Raw genomic sequence first — 16513 nt, forward strand, 5'->3', positions numbered from 1 at the left:
TAAACATGGCAATTATCCAATTAACACATTTTCAATTAACACATTATCAAATTGACACATTATCAAATTGACACATTTCCAAATTGGCACATTATCTAATTATCAAATTGCCACATTATCTATTTTGGCCAGCTAAGTTTTTGGAACAAATCCCAGACCACAATTCCGGCACTTACAGAAATGTTTAAAGAGTGTTTGGTTCCCAATTGCGGAATTTCGATACAGCCATCGCAAAGAGCAACAGCTTCCTGAGCAACTCCGTAAACTTCATTTCCGAAAACCAAGGCGTATTTTTGATCTTTCTTTACTTCAAAATCCTGAAGAAAAACAGAACTTTCTACTTGTTCGATGGCAAGTGTCAGTACGTTTTCTTTTTTTAAGTTTTCAATAACCTCCAGTACATTTTCATGATGTTCCCAGGCTACAGTTTCGGTAGCGCCAAGAGCGGTTTTGTGAATTTCTTTGTTGGGAGGAGTAGCGGTAATACCACACAGGATTATTTTTTCAATCAAAAAAGCATCAGCGGTTCTGAATACAGATCCTATATTGTGTAAACTGCGAATATCATCCAATACTAAAATCAGTGGTGTTTTTTTGGATTCTTTAAAATCTTCAATTGATTTTCGGTCTAGTTCACTATTTTCAAGTTTTCTCATTTGCATTGCATTCAGGTCATAAAAAAAGCCTCCAAAGATAAGGAAGCTTTTTCGATTATTTTAAATTGTTTTTCAGATTAGCTTTTAACCGGATCTGGTAAAACAGTACCTTTAATGGTAAGTACTTTTGTTGGTTGTCCTTCAGCATTAGAAGTAACCGTTACCGTTTTTGTAAAAGCACCAACTCTGTCAGTAGCGTATTTTACACCGATAGTACCTTTTGCACCCGGAGCGATTGGCTCTTTTGGTGAAGTTGGTACCGTACAACCACAAGATCCTTGTGTGTTAGTAATGATAAGTGGTTTACTTCCGTTGTTTACAAAAACAAACTCACGTTTTCCATCTGCATTGTGAGCGATAGTCCCGTAGTCAATTGTTTCCGTTTCGAAAGCCATTCCAGCTCCTTCAACTTTAGCTGCTTTTTTCTTAGTACTTTGAGCGTTAGAAGCTGTAATTCCAACTACAGTCAACATTGCGATTAAAATTATTTTTTTCATCTTTTTTAGGGTCTTATTTAATTAGTAACAAATCTAGATAAAATTCTTATATGTGCGCTTAAAAAAAGCTTAAAATATTTTAATTTTTGAAGCTCTTCGATATTTCTTTAAAATAGCATAAATTCGCTGTCATAAATTTTTTCATTTAAAATACAATAATTTGGCAGCGAAAGAGAAAGTGGTGAAGGAAACACCCTTAATGAAACAGTACAATGAAATCAAGAGAAAATATCCTGATGCCTGTTTGCTTTTCAGAGTAGGAGATTTCTACGAAACCTTTGGAGAAGACGCCATCAGAGCTTCTAAAATTCTGGGTATAACACTAACAAAAAGAGGTGCGGGTTCTGAAACCGAAACGGCTTTGGCAGGGTTTCCACACCATTCTATTAATACCTATTTGCCAAAATTAGTAAAGGCAGGACTTCGTGTAGCAATTTGCGATCAGTTGGAAGATCCTAAAATGACTAAAACAATCGTGAAACGTGGTGTTACCGAATTGGTGACTCCGGGTGTTTCTTTAAACGATGAGGTTTTACAGTCTAAAACAAATAACTTTTTGGCCTCTGTTTATTTTGCTAAAAACAGTATCGGAGTTTCTTTTCTGGATGTTTCTACTGGTGAATTTTTAGCAGCGCAGGGAAATGCAGAGTACATTGATAAATTATTGCAGAACTTTAGTCCAAGTGAGGTTTTAGTTCCAAAGAATAATAAAAATGATTTTAAGGAGGCTTTCGGAGAAACTTTTCATAGTTTTTATCTGGAAGACTGGATTTATAAAGAAGATTATGCTTTAGAGACCCTTACCAAGCATTTTCAAACCTCTTCACTAAAAGGTTTTGGTATCGAAGAGTTGAAAGAAGGGATTATTGCTTCGGGAGCGGTGTTGTATTATTTGTCGGAAACACAACACAACCGCGTACAGCATATCACAACAATTCAACGAATCGCAGAAGATGCTTATGTTTGGATGGATCGTTTTACCATTCGAAATTTAGAATTATACCACAGTTATAATCCAAATGCAGTTACGCTTCTGGATGTTATTGACAGAACCCTTTCGCCAATGGGAGGACGTTTGTTGAAACGTTGGTTGGCACTTCCTTTAAAAGATAGTACTAAAATAAAAGGCCGTCATGAAGTGGTTTCTTATTTGAAATTAAATCAGGAAGTCCTGCAAGACATTCAATATCAAATCAAACAGATTTCAGATTTGGAGCGTTTGATTTCAAAAATAGCAACAGGGAAAATTTCACCGCGCGAGATTGTGTATCTTAAAGAATCGCTGGATGCTATTATTCCAATCAAAACTTTGGCACTTGATAGTCCTCAGGAAGCGGTAAAAGTAATTGGAGACAGTCTGCATGCCTGTGATTTGTTAAGAGAAAAAATTAAAACTACTTTAAACCAGGATGCGCCTGTTGCCGTGGCAAAAGGAAATGTAATTGCAAAAGGCATCAGTGAAGAATTAGATGATTTAAGAGCGATTTCAACCTCCGGAAAAGAATATTTAGAAGGTATTGAAAAAAGAGAATCAGAGCGAACAGGAATTTCTTCGTTGAAGATTTCATTCAATAATGTTTTCGGATATTATATTGAAGTTCGAAATACACATAAAGATAAAGTGCCGGCAGAATGGATTCGTAAACAAACCTTGGTAAATGCAGAGCGTTATATTACCGAAGAATTAAAAGAGTACGAAACAAAAATCTTAGGTGCGGAAGAGAAAATTCATAAAATCGAAACGGATCTTTTTGAGAAGTTGGTTTCCTGGATTTCGACTTATATAAAGCCGGTTCAGATGAATGCTTATCTGGTGGCGCAATTAGATTGTTTGTGTTCGTTTACGCAACTTGCTATAGAGAATCAGTATGTATGTCCTGAAATTGATGAGACTTTTGAGTTGGAAATTAAGAACGGTAGACACCCGGTTATCGAGAAACAATTACCGGTTGGAACACCTTATATAGCCAATGATGTTTTCTTAGACAGAGAAACCCAACAATTGATTATGATTACCGGACCCAATATGTCTGGTAAGTCGGCTATTTTGAGACAAACGGCTTTAATTGTATTGCTGGCTCAAATGGGAAGTTTTGTTCCGGCAGACAGTGTGAGAATGGGGATCGTGGATAAAATTTTTACGAGAGTAGGAGCATCGGATAATATTTCGATGGGGGAATCGACTTTTATGGTAGAGATGAATGAGACGGCTTCTATTTTGAATAATATTTCAGATCGTAGTTTGGTGTTGCTTGATGAAATTGGTAGAGGAACCAGTACGTACGATGGTATTTCTATTGCGTGGGCTATTGCGGAGTTTTTGCATGAGCATCCGGCAAGACCAAAAACGTTATTTGCGACGCATTACCACGAGTTAAATGAAATGACGGAATCATTGCCGAGGATTCAGAATTATAATGTGGCAGTAAAAGAATTAAAAGATACCGTTCTTTTTGTTAGAAAGCTTGTAAAAGGCGGTAGCGCACATAGTTTTGGTATTCATGTAGCGAAAATGGCGGGAATGCCGCAAATTGTTATTTTGAAAGCACAGAAGTTATTGAAGAAATTAGAGAAGAATCATTCCAGTGATGCTTTAAACGGAATCAAATCCGGAGAAGAAGAAATGCAAATGAGTTTCTTTAATTTAGATGATCCTTTGTTAGAAGAGATAAAAGAAGAAATTATGGGGCTTGATATCAATGCGATTACACCGGTTGAAGCGTTAATGAAGCTTAATGAGATTAAAAGAATGTTAGTGAAAAAATAATTTCATATTTAAAGATTAGGTTATCAGAAAGTTATAAAATAAGTGAAAAATATTTTCAAAAAACGCTTGTATAACTCAATAAATGTCCTAAATTTGCAACCGCAATACAGAACAAGTCAAGTATTGCGGTTCTTATTAGAATGTGAAATGCGAAAATAGCTCAGTTGGTAGAGCGCGACCTTGCCAAGGTCGAGGTCGCGGGTTCGAGCCCCGTTTTTCGCTCAAAACCATATAATGCTCGGATGGTGAAATTGGTAGACACGCTGGACTTAAAATCCAGTGAACAGCAATGTTCGTGCGGGTTCAAGTCCCGCTCTGAGTACTAAAGCCTCTTCTTTTGAAGGGGCTTTTTTTATGGTCTAAACTCATGTCTTTTAAACGTGAGATGATAAAGTGATTTTTTGTATATCCGGTAATCTAAATTCGGTAATCAAAAATCAAAGTCAGCAATCAATAATCTAAAATCTAAAATCAACAATCAAAAAATGGGTGCCTTTGTAATTAGTAAGCGGTTTAACGACGAGTATAAATTTGTTTTTACTTCGAGAAAGGGAAAAGTGATATTTACGAGTTTGAGTTATGAATTGAAGTTTGAGTGCGAAGAAGATATTGAGAAATTTAAAGCAAATATGGATCAGGCTAAGTTTTTAAAATTTAAAGGCTCAGGAGGAAAGTATTTTTTTAAATTGATGTTAGGGGAGCTTCATTTTGCAACAAGTCGTAAATACACGACAGAATTGCTTTTACAAAAAGGAATCAAGGAGATTGTTACGTACGGCTCAAGATCTGAGATTTTGGACTTCTCATCAAGTGAATCGATTTTTGAAGACGAAGAGGAAGGGGAAGAAGTTTTGGATGAAGAGATGATGGAGAATTAAAATTCCAAATCTTAAATTCCAAATTCCAATTTTTGAAACTTTTTTTAAAGGCTTGTTTTTGTCATTTCGAAGAATGAGAAATCACACACGCTGAGCGCGCACTGTGTGGAATATTGGATGCGATTTCTCGTGCCTCGAAATGACAAGATTGTTGGAAAATAGGGCTTGTAGACCTGTATTGGAAATAGTTAATAATAGTGGTGTGGTGTTGGGTTGAATGAAGGGGTGTTTTTAAAGGTAGGTTCCTCTATAGTGATTTGAGAAATATATAATAACAAAAAAGGATTAAAGATCTAATACGGTCTTTAATCCTTTTTTGTTATAAGGTGTTCTTGTTCTGTTTTAAAATTCAAAGCGAAGCTTGGAATTCAAGATTTGGAATTTGGAATTTCAAAATTTTGGAATTTCCAAGAACCTTGGTTTTTGGGCATAAAAAAAAGCTATCTGTTAAAAGATAGCTTTTTAATTTTTTGAGTAATTTAGAATTACTTTTTAGCAGGAGCAGCAGCTTCTTCAACTTTTGCAGCAGCTGAATCAACTTTTGCAGCAGCAGAATCAACAGTTGCAGCAGCAGAATCAACTACAGCAGCAGCAGAATCAACAGCAACAGCAGTAGAATCTACAGCTTCAGTAGCTGCAGCGTCAGCTTTTTTACAAGATACAACAGTTAAAACAGCAACAACAGCTAAACTTAAAAATACTTTTTTCATCTTACTTTATTATAAAAGGTTAATTATTAATTCGTGGCAAAGATATAAATTTTTTAATATGTAAAATATTTTTTTATTTTTTTTTTAAAATATTTTCATCGCTCACGATTATCTTAATTATCAAAAAATATGCCAAAATAGTTAAATTGTGTTGTATTGTGGTATATTTTGCGTAAATTATCGATCGCTGCATATTCAATAAGAAAAAGGGTGCTTTTTATGGTCTTCATTGTGGTTTATTTTGCTTTTTGATGATTATTTAATAATCGCCAAATAGATTGATGCCCTTTTTTGAAAGTATTTTTTATGATTTACGACTCAAAATTTAGTTTTTGTTAATCGGAGTCGTTACGAAACGATTTCCATAACGCTGTTTGTAGCTCCTTTATTGTCCTGAATAAACGACTTACAGATTTGTGCTTTTTCTTTATAATAGGTTTCGTCCGAGATCAAACGATCCAGATTTTGTTTTAGCTCCTCTTTGTTGTTGATAACGGTGCAACCTCCAAGTGTTACCAGTTGTACAGCCTCCGCAAAATTAGCGTAGTTTGGACCAATCACAATTGGAATACCAAAAGTAGCCGGTTCTAGAATGTTATGAATACCCGGGTTTCCAAATCCGCCTCCTACGTAGGCAATCGTTCCATAACTATATATTTTGGTCAATAGGCCTATTGTGTCAATAATAAAGACATTGTAAGTAGATAGGTCGCTGTTTTCTTTTTCAGAATATAGGACAGTTGATTTCGTGATTTGAGCCGTGAGGTTCGCGATCTGATCTGCTTTTATATTATGTGGGGCAATAATGAATTTTACATTTTCAGGAGCCTGATTGATGTATTCGGCTAATAAGGCTTCGTCTTTTGGCCATGAACTTCCGATAACAATTGTGGTTTGATTGTTTTTGAAATTCTCAATAAAATCAAGGGTGTTGTCTCTTTCTAAAATAGCATTCACACGGTCAAAACGAGTGTCACCGGAAACAATCACATTGTGGAAGCCAAGAGCTTCTATCTTTTCTTTTGAACTTTGATTTTGTACAAAGAAGTAAGTAAATGTTTTTAAGGCTTTGCGATAAAATCCTCCATACCATTTAAAAAACATCTGACTGTCTCTGAAAATTCCGGAAACTAAATAAGTAGGTGTTTTGTTTTCTTTGAGTTCTTTCAGGTAATTAAGCCAGAATTCATATTTGATAAAAAATACCAGTTCGGGATGTGCTAGTTTTAAAAAACGTTTAGCGTTGCTTTTGGTGTCTAAAGGCAGGTATAGGGTAACATCTGCTACTGTGTTATTTTTACGCACTTCGTATCCGGAAGGGGAAAAGAAGGTAACAATGATTTTATGCGAAGGGTATTTTTCTTTGATTTTTTCAATAACAGGAAGGCCTTGTTCGTACTCTCCAAGTGAGGCAGCGTGAAACCAAATTGTTCTGTCTGTGGGTTTTATCTTTTCTTCCAATATCGTGAAGACGTTTTTTCTTCCCTCTGTAAAAAGCTTAATTTTCGGACTAAATAAGGAAACAATTTTCAGAAAAAACGTAGCAAGATAAACGACTAAATTGTATAGAAAAAGCATGTGTGTAATTTTGGTGCTAAAATACGTTTCTTTCCATTATTTTTCATTGTTTGAAGGTATTAAATAACTATTTTTGTTCTTCGTTTTGAAGATTGAATTCCAAAAACAAATCTTAAGTTTTAAAATAAAGAAAGATAAATGAAAAAAATTCAAATGGTTGACTTAAAGAGTCAATACGAGAAAATAAAAACTACAGTTGATGCTTCGATTCAAGAAGTTTTAGATACAAATACTTATATAAACGGACCATTAGTTCATCAGTTTCAAAAAAACCTGGAAGACTATTTAGGTGCAAAACATGTAATTCCTTGCGCAAACGGAACAGATGCCTTGCAAATTGCTATGATGGGATTAGATCTTAAGCCAGGTGATGAGGTTATTACAGCAGATTTTACCTTTGCTGCTACAGTTGAGGTGATTGCTTTGTTGCAATTGACTCCGGTTTTGGTTGATGTTGATATGAATAATATGAACATTGATATCGAAGCGCTTAAAAATGCAATTACTCCAAAAACAAAAGCAATTGTTCCGGTACATTTATTCGGACGTGCTGCTAATATGGATGCGATCATGGAAATTGCTGCTGAGCACAATTTGTATGTAATCGAAGACAATGCGCAAGCAATTGGAGCGGATTATATTTCTAAGTCAGGAGTAAAAAGCAAAGTTGGAGTAATTGGTCATGTGGCTGCTACTTCATTTTTCCCGTCTAAAAATTTAGGTTGTTACGGAGATGGTGGAGCGATTTTTACAAACGATGATAAATTGGCTCACATTATCCGCGGAATCGTAAATCACGGAATGTACGAGCGTTACCACCACGATGTTGTGGGTGTGAATTCACGTTTAGACAGTATCCAAGCCGCTGTTTTAAATGCGAAATTACCTTTATTGGACGAATATAATACAGCACGTCGTTTGGCTGCAACAAAATATAACGCTGCTTTTGCAGGGAATAAAAATATTATAACTCCGGAATTTGATGCGGATCAAAACGATCACGTTTTTCATCAGTATGTTTTAAGAGTTATTGATGCGGACCGTAATGGTTTAATGCAACATTTGTTGGACAAAGGGATTCCTTGTGCGATTTACTACCCAATTCCTTTGCATTCACAAAAAGCGTATGTTGATGTTCGTTATAAAGAAGAGCAGTTTCCTGTTACCAATCAATTAGTGCAGGAAGTAATCGCTTTACCGATGCATACGGAATTAGATGACGAACAGATTAAATTTATTACAGATAGTGTTATTGAATTTTTGAAATAGAGTAAACTTAATTATTAGCCATATAAAATAACCACAAAATGAAAGTATTAGTAACGGGAGGTTTAGGATTTATCGGATCACATACAGTAGTCGAATTGCAAAATGAAGGCTTTGAAGTTGTAATAATTGATGATCTTTCTAATTCTTCAGAAGATGTTTTAAAAGGAATTGAGAAAATTACGGGAAAACTTCCGCTGTTTGAAAAAATAGATTTACGGGAGAAGTCCAAAGTCCAGGATTTCTTTAAAAAACACAATGACGTTACTGGGGTTATTCATTTTGCGGCTTCAAAGGCAGTGGGCGAGAGTGTTGAAAATCCACTTTTGTACTACGAAAACAATATCAGCACTTTGGTGTATTTGTTACAACAATTGGAACAAAAACCGGAGGCCAGTTTTATTTTTAGTTCTTCTTGTACGGTTTACGGTCAAGCCGAAAAAATGCCGATTACAGAAGATGCTCCTGTCCAAACCGCAATGTCTCCTTATGGAAATACCAAGCAAATAGGAGAAGAAATCATAACAGATACGGCTAAAGTAACGAATATCAGTGCTATTCTGTTGCGCTATTTTAATCCGGTTGGAGCTCATGCTTCGACAGAGATTGGAGAGTTACCAATTGGAGTTCCTCAGAATTTAGTGCCTTTTATCACACAAACCGGTATCGGATTGCGTCAGGAGTTATCTGTTTTTGGAGATGATTATCCAACGACGGACGGAACGGCGGTTCGGGATTATATTCACGTGGTTGATTTGGCAAAAGCACACGTTATTGCTTTACAGCGTTTATTCAATAAAAAGAATCTGTCTAAAGTAGAGACTTTTAATTTAGGAACAGGAAAAGGAAGTTCTGTCCTTGAAGTGATTAATAGCTTTGAAAAAGTCAGTGATAAAAAATTACCTTATAAAATTATGCCACGCCGCGAGGGCGATATCACAGAGGCTTATGCAAATACAGACAAGGCAAATAATGTTTTGGGATGGAAAGCACAGTTAACGTTAGATGAAGCCATGGCAAGCGCCTGGAAATGGGAACAAAAAGTACGATCATAATGGTGTAAAAATGCACTGCAGTGCATCTACATTGAAAAATCCCAAATTATCGAAGTGTAATTTGGGATTTTTTTTATTTAAAAAAAAGGCATTTAATTACATGAAACAAAATTTAGATTATAAGTTAATTTTTGCCTTAGCAACGGTTGGAGTTGTTTGGGGCACCACATTTTTAGGAATTAGGGTTGCTGTAGAAACAATCCCGCCCTGGTTTGTAACCTCTATTCGTCAAGGATTGGCGGGACTGATGATTATGACCGTTTTATTGTTTAAAAAAGAACTGAAATGGATTGGCTGGAAAAATTTAAAACACCAACTGGTTCCGTCTATTTTAATGATTGTAATTGCGAACGGATTTACAACCGTTGCCGAACAGACTTTACCCAGCGGACTAGCGTCTGTGATTAGTGCCATGTCTCCAATACTTATTTTTATAGGTAGTATTTTGTTTGGATTACAAAAAGCAAGTTTAAAAGGCTTCGTTGGGGTTATAATTGGATTTTCAGGAGTTGTTTTTATATTCAAAGAGGGGCTCGGGTCGTTTTTGGATGCAGATTATAAAATCGGAGTGCTGTTTATGGGGTTGGCAATTTTAGCATGGGCAGCCGGAACGATTTATACCAAAACGCATGCTTATAAATCGGGTAATATTGCACTCAATTTGTTTTATCAGTTTACGATGGCTTCTTGTATACAATTGGTTTTAGCTTTTATTTTTTCACCAAATCCAGATATAAGTTTGTGGAGTTCAAGAAGTATTTTTGCTTCTTTATATCTGTCTGTTTTTGGGTCTGTAATTGCTTTTCTCTGTTATAATTATGCTTTAAAACGTGTTACAGCTGTACAAGTTTCTATTTTGTCTTACATCAACACAATTATAGCTGTTTTTCTGGGTTGGTTGATTTTAGATGAAAAAATTACAGTTGACTTTATCATCGCTACAGTGCTTATTATTTTAGGTGTATTTATTATTAATTATAAGAAGAAAGAAAATCACATAAAATAAAAAAGGAATACGGATAGAAGACACGCCGAATTCGTAGAAGATGCACCGCAGTGCATCTTCGCCACATTTGTAGAGACGCACTGCATCTGTAGAGACGCATTTGTAGAGACGCATTTGTAGAGACGCACTGCAGTGCGTCTCTACGGTCAATAACAAATAGAGATTAAAACCACACATTTATAAATTGGAATCTTTTGGACCGATTAGTTTGTTGTAAATTTATTGGAATAAAAAAAGAGATCATGAATGCGAAGAAAAAACAAATAAAAGACAATAAAGTTGAAGAACCGACAGTAGAATATGAAGTTCAGAAAACCGATTTTAAAGGAATAGACAGAACAACTTTTGATTTTGATGCTGAGTTTGCAAACGGGTTGACTCCGGAGGAAGCAAAGGCAGAATCAATTAGGGGAATTAGAGAGTGGTGGGGAAAATAGAATTTGTTTTTACACGAGGCGTTATTCGATATCTTGATAATTTAGTTGTTACGTTGTATGAAAAAGAGTATTTCGGCTCTGTAGATGCAGCAGAAAGATATGTTTCTAATATCTACGATGCTGTTCCGGAAAAAATACAAAAGGGTCTACATAAGAAAACGCCAACAATGCTTCGGTATTTAGGTTCTGATTATATTTTTTGTAAAACTAATTCTCGTACAACTTGGTATGTTTTTTTTTGAAAAGAGTAAGCAAAATTATTTGATCACAGGTATCCTGAATAATTATTGTATTGAAGCAAAAAATCTGTAGAAATATAAATTTCCAATTGATTAATCGATAAGTTGGTATATCTTGATTTGGTATAAATGGGTTAGGTGAAATTTTTTATTATGAATGCGAAGAAAAAACAAATAAAGGACAATAAAGTCGAAGAACCAGCAGTAGAATATGAAGTTCTAAAACCAGAATTTGAAGGAATAGACAGAGATACTTTTGATTTTGATGCCGAGTTTGCAAACGGGTTGACTCCAGAGGAATTTAAAAAGGAAATGTTTAAGAGAATAAAAGCATATCCTTGGGAAAAATAATTTTTGAGAACAATGTTCTTGAGTATTTTGATCATTTGGTTTTCCTCAGTCTGCACAGAAATATGTGGATGAAATTGTCGCTTTTATTGTTTCTGGGATTTCAAGTTTTCCGAATAAGAAAACGCCAACAATGCTTCGACATTTAGGTTCTAATTATATTTTTTGTAAAACTAATTCTCGTACAACTTGGTATGTTTTTTTTGAAAAGAGTAAGCAAAATTATTTGATTACAGGTATCCTGAATAATTATTGTATTGAAGCAAAAAATCTATAGAAATATAAAATCCCAAATGATCAAATTCATTTGGGATTTTTTGATTTTTATTTTAAGCTGAAAACTAAAAATTAAGCATTAGCAGTAACTGCTTCTTTGTCAATTTTAGTAATTAAACCGGCTAATACTTTTCCTGGTCCAACTTCAGTAAATAAAGTAGCACCGTCAGCGATCATTTGTTGTACCGATTGTGTCCATTTTACAGGAGCAGTCAATTGAATGATCAGGTTCTTTTTGATTTCATTGGCATCAGAAACAGCGCTAGCTGTTACGTTTTGATATACCGGACAAATAGGTGTTGCGAATGTTGTGGCTTCAATTGCTGCAGCTAATTCTTCTCTTGCTGGTTCCATCATTGGTGAGTGGAATGCTCCTCCAACAGGTAAAATCAAAGCACGTTTTGCTCCCGCAGCTTTCATTGCTTCACAAGCTTTTTCAACAGCCGTGGTTTCTCCTGAGATTACTAATTGCCCAGGGCAGTTGTAATTTGCAGCTACGACAACACCGTCAATAGAAGCGCAAACTTCTTCAACAACATGATCCGCTAAACCTAAAACGGCAGCCATTGTAGAAGGTGTAATTTCGCATGCTTTTTGCATCGCAAGAGCACGTTGAGAAACTAATTTCAGTCCATCTTCAAAAGATAATGTTCCATTAGCTACCAATGCAGAAAATTCTCCTAAAGAATGTCCTGCAACCATTTCGGGTTTAAAATCTTCGCCTAAAGTTTTGGCTAAAATAACCGAGTGTAAAAAAACGGCAGGTTGTGTTACTTTTGTTTCTTTTAGTTCTTCGGCAGTACCTTCAAACATGATATCTGTAATTCTGAAACCTAAAATTTCATTAGCTTTTTCGAATAATTCTTTGGCTAAAGCCGATGTTTCATATAAGTCTTTGCCCATTCCTGTAAACTGTGCACCCTGACCTGGAAATACGTATGCTTTCATTTGTCTAATTTAAAGATTGAATTTTTTTGGAATTGAAAATTAGTTTCAATTGAAAGGCAAAAATAACATTTTTTTAGCTTGTATAGTCCTTAAACATATAAATCCATAATAATCTGGAAAAACGAAGGTTGAAAAATGATAAAGAAGTAATTACAACCGCAATGATGGGAATAATTCTCAGATCAAATGTCTTTTCAAAGAAAAATTGTGCAATACAGTAAGTAGCAATTCCTTGCGCAACCGTCAGTCCGTAATTTACATACATCGCGCCAAAAAAGTAGCCTGGCTCTTTTTGGAACTTATAATTACAATGACCGCAGTATTCATTCATTTTTGGAAAACCGATATTTAGGAATATGTTTTTGTCTTTGAATACTTTTCCTTTATGACAATTCGGACATTCATTTTTCAAAATATGGACTAGTGTACTTGACATGATTTTGTTGTTTTTTATTTATACAAAGGTATTTTAGATTCTATTGAAACCTTTTTTATATCTTCGCTACTTATAGCACAATAAAGACATTTGTTATGAAAAAATACCCTGTTTATAGCGTTCAGAATTTTAGTTGTAACGATATTCACCGTGATTTTTATGTCAATACTTTCAAGGAACATTTAAAAAGTCACAGTTTCGTAGAAGAGCCGCATCGTCACGATTCTTATTTAATGGTTTTTTTTACTAACGGATCGGGAATTCACGAAGTTGATTTTGATCGTTTTGAAATAAAAAAGGGTAGTTTGTTTGTTTTGCAACCAGGGCAAATGCACCATTGGAGTTTGTCGGAAGATATTGAGGGGTATGTGATTATCTTTTCACAGGAACTTTATAATCTGTATTTCGGACAGAAAAAGATAAACGACTACAACTTTTACAATTCGATTCTCAATCAGCCGGAGGTTCTTTTTGAAGGGGAAGAATCATCTAAAATTTTGCCTTATTTTAATCTGCTGATTCAGGAAAACAGTCAAAATCATAGATTGCAATTAGACAAGATGCTCAATTTGTTGGATTGTATTCATATCGAAATTGCTCGCAAATATGGTGAAACTTACTCACGTCAGGCGCATTCGTATAATGTTAAAATTAGTGCTTTCGAGCTGCTTCTTGAAAAGTACTTTAAAACTCAGAAGTTGCCTTCTTTTTATGCGGACCAATTGCATATTACTTTAAAACATTTGAACCGAATATGTAACGAGATTTTGCAAAAAACAGCAACCGAAGTAATTATGGATCGCGTAATTCTTGAAATAAAAAGAATGCTGATCGATAAACAATTAGCTGTAAACGAGGTGGCATATGCTGTTGGTTATGAAGACTACTCTTATTTTTCGAGAGTATTTAAAAAACAAACCGGAATTTCTCCGACGGAGTTTAGGAATAATACGGGACGTTGATTTTTTGACACGAATTACACGAATTGTCACGAATTGATTCGTTGGTTGTGGTTTTTTATTGCGCAAAGATTGTCATTTCGAAGAATGAGAAATCACATCCAATATTCCGCAAACTGTGCGTGAATTTGTAGTGTGATTTCTCATTCTTCGAAATGACAAAAAAGAGGATGTTTGCCATGAATTTCCTGAAGTAATAAGAGTTAAATTTTAGTTTCTCAGTTTACAATTAGTGAAAATTTGTGTAATTCGTGTCAAACAAAAAGCCCTGTACTTCTTATAGTACAGAGCCTCTCATTAATCAGATTAATTCAAATTATGCTTGTTTTGCCAATTGAATTTCGATGTTTAGTTTAACTTCTTCTCCAACCAATACACCACCGGTTTCAAGGGCAGAATTCCAGTTTAATCCCCAATCTTTACGATTGATTTTTCCTTCGATATTTAAGCCTACTTTTGTATTTCCCCAAGGATCGGTCATGATACCGCTAAATTCTACCGGAAATTTTACTGTTTTAGAAACTCCTTTGATGTTTAAATCTCCCGTGATCTCATATTCACCATTATCAACTTTTTTAAAGGAAGAAGATTTGAAAGCTAATTTTGGATGGTTTTCAACATCAAAAAAATCGCCGCTTCTTAAGTGTCCGTCTCTGTCTGCATTTGCGGTATCAATTGAAGCGATGTCTGCGGAAAAAGCGATATCTGCATTTTCGAAATTCTCATCATCAGTTGTAACGGTTGCATCGTAAGTTCCGAATTTGCCTGAAACATTTGTAAACATCATGTGTTTTACTTTAAAACCAATTTGTGAATGTGTTGGGTCAATAGACCATTTTGTAGTTGCCATAATTTTATTTTTTTAAATTGTAATAGTTTCATTTTGATAAGGCAAAGTTACGCTGAGAGTAAACGAAGGGCACTTAACCTAGATTAAGAAATGAAAACAATAGATTAAGTTTTTGATTATCAGTCTTTATTGTTCAGGTAAAAAGTCAAAGCTCCGGATGGACATTTGTTTACGGTTTCAATAATTTTTTTAGTGGTTGAATTTTCAGCTTGTATCCACGGTTTTTCTTTTGGGTGAAAAACATCGGGATTATTTTTTACACAATTGGCAGAATGAATGCATTTTCCGGATTGCCATACGATAGTTACTTCACCATTCGTATATTCTTTTGTAAGGTCATTTGGATCCATAATTGAGCATTTTAGAGTGGTTATTTCTACTTTGTTGAAGTCCGATCAGTTTCTACTATAAATTTAATCTTTCTTTCGGGCTTTATGAAATTTTGGATAAAAAATAAAGAGGTAATAAATTGAAATTCAAAATATTACCTCTTGTTGTGTGGATTTGTTTATTACTTATGCGAATTAATAATTCATCGGAATTTCCATTAAAAGAAACTCAGCATCAGTATTTGCTTTGATGTTTAAAGTCTCAAAATCGGTAATTCCAAGAGCGTCACGGGAGTTTAATTCCTGTCCGTTGATGGTTACATTTCCTTTTAAGATAAAAGCATAAACGCCATTACCTTCTTTTTTTAAATGATATTCTGTTGCGATTCCAGCGTCAAAGTTGGCCATATGGAACCAGGCATCCTGGTGAATCCAAACTCCTGCGTCGTCTGCATTTGGAGATAAGATTTGTTGTAATTTGTTATGTCTGTCTTCAACATTCAAAGAGATTTGTTGATAACGTGGATCAACATTTCTTTGGTTTGGAAACAACCAGATTTGCAATAATTTAGTCTGCTGATCAGCATTCGGATTAAACTCACTGTGTTGTACTCCGGTTCCTGCACTCATTACCTGAATATCACCATTTTTGATGATTTCGGTGTTACCCATACTGTCTTTGTGCGCTAAATCACCTTCCAACGGGATAGTGATGATTTCCATATTGTCGTGTGGGTGTGTTCCAAAGCCCATTCCGCCTGCAATCGTATCATCATTCAAAACACGCAATGCTCCAAATTGAACTCTTTCCGGATTGTACCAGCTTGCAAAACTAAAACTGTGATAAGCATTTAGCCATCCGTGATTTGCATTCCCTCTTGTTTCTGCTTTGTGTAATACTATATTTTCCATGATGCTATGTGTTTTGTTATTTTTATAGTACAAATTTACGACGGACATAGATGAAATGTACTTAATGTAGATTAAGAAAAGGTTCTGAGGTTCTGAGTGGCTAAGTTTCTGAGTTTTTTTATGGGAGGTTTAAAGGGGTAGAGGTACAAAGGTTCTGAGGAGGGGAACTTTGCGACTATGTGTAATAAGAGTGAAGAGTAATTTTAATTTGTCATTTCTGAGCAAAGTCGAGAAAGCGCATGAGAAACTCCGTACTGTTTGTTGTCCTGAGGAACGATGGATCTGTGTTTGCTGAATCGATACTGTTGAGCTACACTTTACGGATTATCTCGTGAAGATACTTCGTTCCTCAGTATGACAAAATTG

The 16513-nt window shown here is 35.1% G+C and carries 17 protein-coding genes and 2 tRNA genes; 10 read left to right on the forward strand and 9 right to left on the reverse strand.

The features are described 5' to 3' along the window. Nucleotides 1-119: 119 nt before the first annotated feature. On the reverse strand, nucleotides 120-656 hold the full coding sequence (locus tag AB674_RS01510; protein ID WP_047773293.1) for an RNA methyltransferase: 537 nt from the start codon (nucleotides 654-656) through the stop codon (nucleotides 120-122). A gap of 77 nt (nucleotides 657-733) precedes the next feature. After that, nucleotides 734-1153 carry a DUF1573 domain-containing protein gene (locus AB674_RS01515; RefSeq protein ID WP_047773212.1) on the reverse strand — a complete coding sequence of 140 codons (420 nt, stop codon included), beginning with the start codon at nucleotides 1151-1153 and terminating at the stop codon, nucleotides 734-736. A 160-nt stretch (nucleotides 1154-1313) separates the two neighbouring features. Between AB674_RS01515 and mutS the strand changes: the two genes are divergently transcribed. From mutS to AB674_RS01535, 4 genes are all read left to right on the forward strand, one after another. Next, entirely contained in the window at nucleotides 1314-3920 is a 2607-nt protein-coding gene (gene mutS, locus AB674_RS01520) for a DNA mismatch repair protein MutS (protein ID WP_047773217.1), read from the forward strand. Between the two features lie 149 nt (nucleotides 3921-4069). Then, nucleotides 4070-4142, forward strand: a tRNA-Gly gene (locus tag AB674_RS01525). Between the two features lie 14 nt (nucleotides 4143-4156). Beyond that, a tRNA-Leu gene (locus tag AB674_RS01530) sits at nucleotides 4157-4242 on the forward strand. 163 nt (nucleotides 4243-4405) lie between these two features. Further along, entirely contained in the window at nucleotides 4406-4798 is a 393-nt protein-coding gene (locus AB674_RS01535; RefSeq protein WP_047773218.1) for a hypothetical protein, read from the forward strand. 485 nt (nucleotides 4799-5283) lie between these two features. On the opposite strand, the gene AB674_RS01540 is transcribed toward AB674_RS01535, so the two are convergent. Both AB674_RS01540 and AB674_RS01545 read right to left on the reverse strand, forming a co-directional pair. Continuing rightward, nucleotides 5284-5508 (reverse strand): hypothetical protein, encoded by a 225-nt coding sequence (locus tag AB674_RS01540; protein ID WP_017497763.1) that lies wholly within the window; start codon nucleotides 5506-5508, stop codon nucleotides 5284-5286. Nucleotides 5509-5856: 348 nt separating this feature from the next. Next, nucleotides 5857-7086 (reverse strand): 3-deoxy-D-manno-octulosonic acid transferase, encoded by a 1230-nt coding sequence (locus AB674_RS01545; protein ID WP_047773220.1) that lies wholly within the window; start codon nucleotides 7084-7086, stop codon nucleotides 5857-5859. 138 nt (nucleotides 7087-7224) lie between these two features. Here AB674_RS01545 and AB674_RS01550 point away from each other — a divergent pair, with 138 nt between their 5' ends. The 5 genes from AB674_RS01550 (at nucleotide 7225) to AB674_RS01575 (ending at nucleotide 11440) form a co-directional block, all read left to right on the forward strand. Then, nucleotides 7225-8355 carry a DegT/DnrJ/EryC1/StrS family aminotransferase gene (locus AB674_RS01550; RefSeq protein ID WP_047773222.1) on the forward strand — a complete coding sequence of 377 codons (1131 nt, stop codon included), beginning with the start codon at nucleotides 7225-7227 and terminating at the stop codon, nucleotides 8353-8355. 38 nt (nucleotides 8356-8393) lie between these two features. Next, on the forward strand, nucleotides 8394-9407 hold the full coding sequence (gene galE / locus AB674_RS01555; RefSeq protein WP_047773224.1) for a UDP-glucose 4-epimerase GalE: 1014 nt from the start codon (nucleotides 8394-8396) through the stop codon (nucleotides 9405-9407). 100 nt (nucleotides 9408-9507) lie between these two features. Beyond that, on the forward strand, nucleotides 9508-10413 hold the full coding sequence (locus tag AB674_RS01560; protein ID WP_047773226.1) for a DMT family transporter: 906 nt from the start codon (nucleotides 9508-9510) through the stop codon (nucleotides 10411-10413). Between the two features lie 242 nt (nucleotides 10414-10655). Further along, nucleotides 10656-10850 (forward strand): hypothetical protein, encoded by a 195-nt coding sequence (locus AB674_RS01565; protein WP_047773227.1) that lies wholly within the window; start codon nucleotides 10656-10658, stop codon nucleotides 10848-10850. 392 nt (nucleotides 10851-11242) lie between these two features. Beyond that, nucleotides 11243-11440: a hypothetical protein gene (locus tag AB674_RS01575; protein ID WP_047773230.1), complete on the forward strand. Its 198-nt coding sequence runs from the start codon at nucleotides 11243-11245 to the stop codon at nucleotides 11438-11440. A 345-nt stretch (nucleotides 11441-11785) separates the two neighbouring features. Here the strand turns inward: AB674_RS01575 and fabD are convergent, their stop codons facing one another. Together fabD and AB674_RS01590 are read right to left on the reverse strand one after the other, a co-directional pair. Beyond that, a complete protein-coding gene (gene fabD, locus AB674_RS01585; RefSeq protein WP_047773233.1) occupies nucleotides 11786-12661 on the reverse strand; it encodes an ACP S-malonyltransferase in 876 nt (291 codons plus the stop codon). A gap of 73 nt (nucleotides 12662-12734) precedes the next feature. Further along, nucleotides 12735-13097 (reverse strand): hypothetical protein, encoded by a 363-nt coding sequence (locus AB674_RS01590; protein WP_047773234.1) that lies wholly within the window; start codon nucleotides 13095-13097, stop codon nucleotides 12735-12737. A 95-nt stretch (nucleotides 13098-13192) separates the two neighbouring features. On the opposite strand from AB674_RS01590, the gene AB674_RS01595 reads away from it, so the two are divergent. Next, nucleotides 13193-14059 (forward strand): AraC family transcriptional regulator, encoded by an 867-nt coding sequence (locus AB674_RS01595; RefSeq protein ID WP_047773236.1) that lies wholly within the window; start codon nucleotides 13193-13195, stop codon nucleotides 14057-14059. Between the two features lie 313 nt (nucleotides 14060-14372). On the opposite strand, the gene AB674_RS01600 is transcribed toward AB674_RS01595, so the two are convergent. The 3 genes from AB674_RS01600 to AB674_RS01610 form a co-directional block, all read right to left on the reverse strand. Continuing rightward, complete coding sequence (locus AB674_RS01600; protein WP_047773238.1) at nucleotides 14373-14906, reverse strand: YceI family protein; 534 nt, start codon at nucleotides 14904-14906, stop codon at nucleotides 14373-14375. 119 nt (nucleotides 14907-15025) lie between these two features. Next, nucleotides 15026-15256 (reverse strand): (4Fe-4S)-binding protein, encoded by a 231-nt coding sequence (locus AB674_RS01605; protein ID WP_047773240.1) that lies wholly within the window; start codon nucleotides 15254-15256, stop codon nucleotides 15026-15028. A gap of 174 nt (nucleotides 15257-15430) precedes the next feature. After that, nucleotides 15431-16147 (reverse strand): pirin family protein, encoded by a 717-nt coding sequence (locus tag AB674_RS01610; protein ID WP_047773241.1) that lies wholly within the window; start codon nucleotides 16145-16147, stop codon nucleotides 15431-15433. Nucleotides 16148-16513 lie beyond the last annotated feature (366 nt).

The organism is Flavobacterium sp. ABG (assembly GCF_001027725.1).
Classification (GTDB): Bacteria; Bacteroidota; Bacteroidia; order Flavobacteriales; family Flavobacteriaceae; genus Flavobacterium; species Flavobacterium cupriresistens.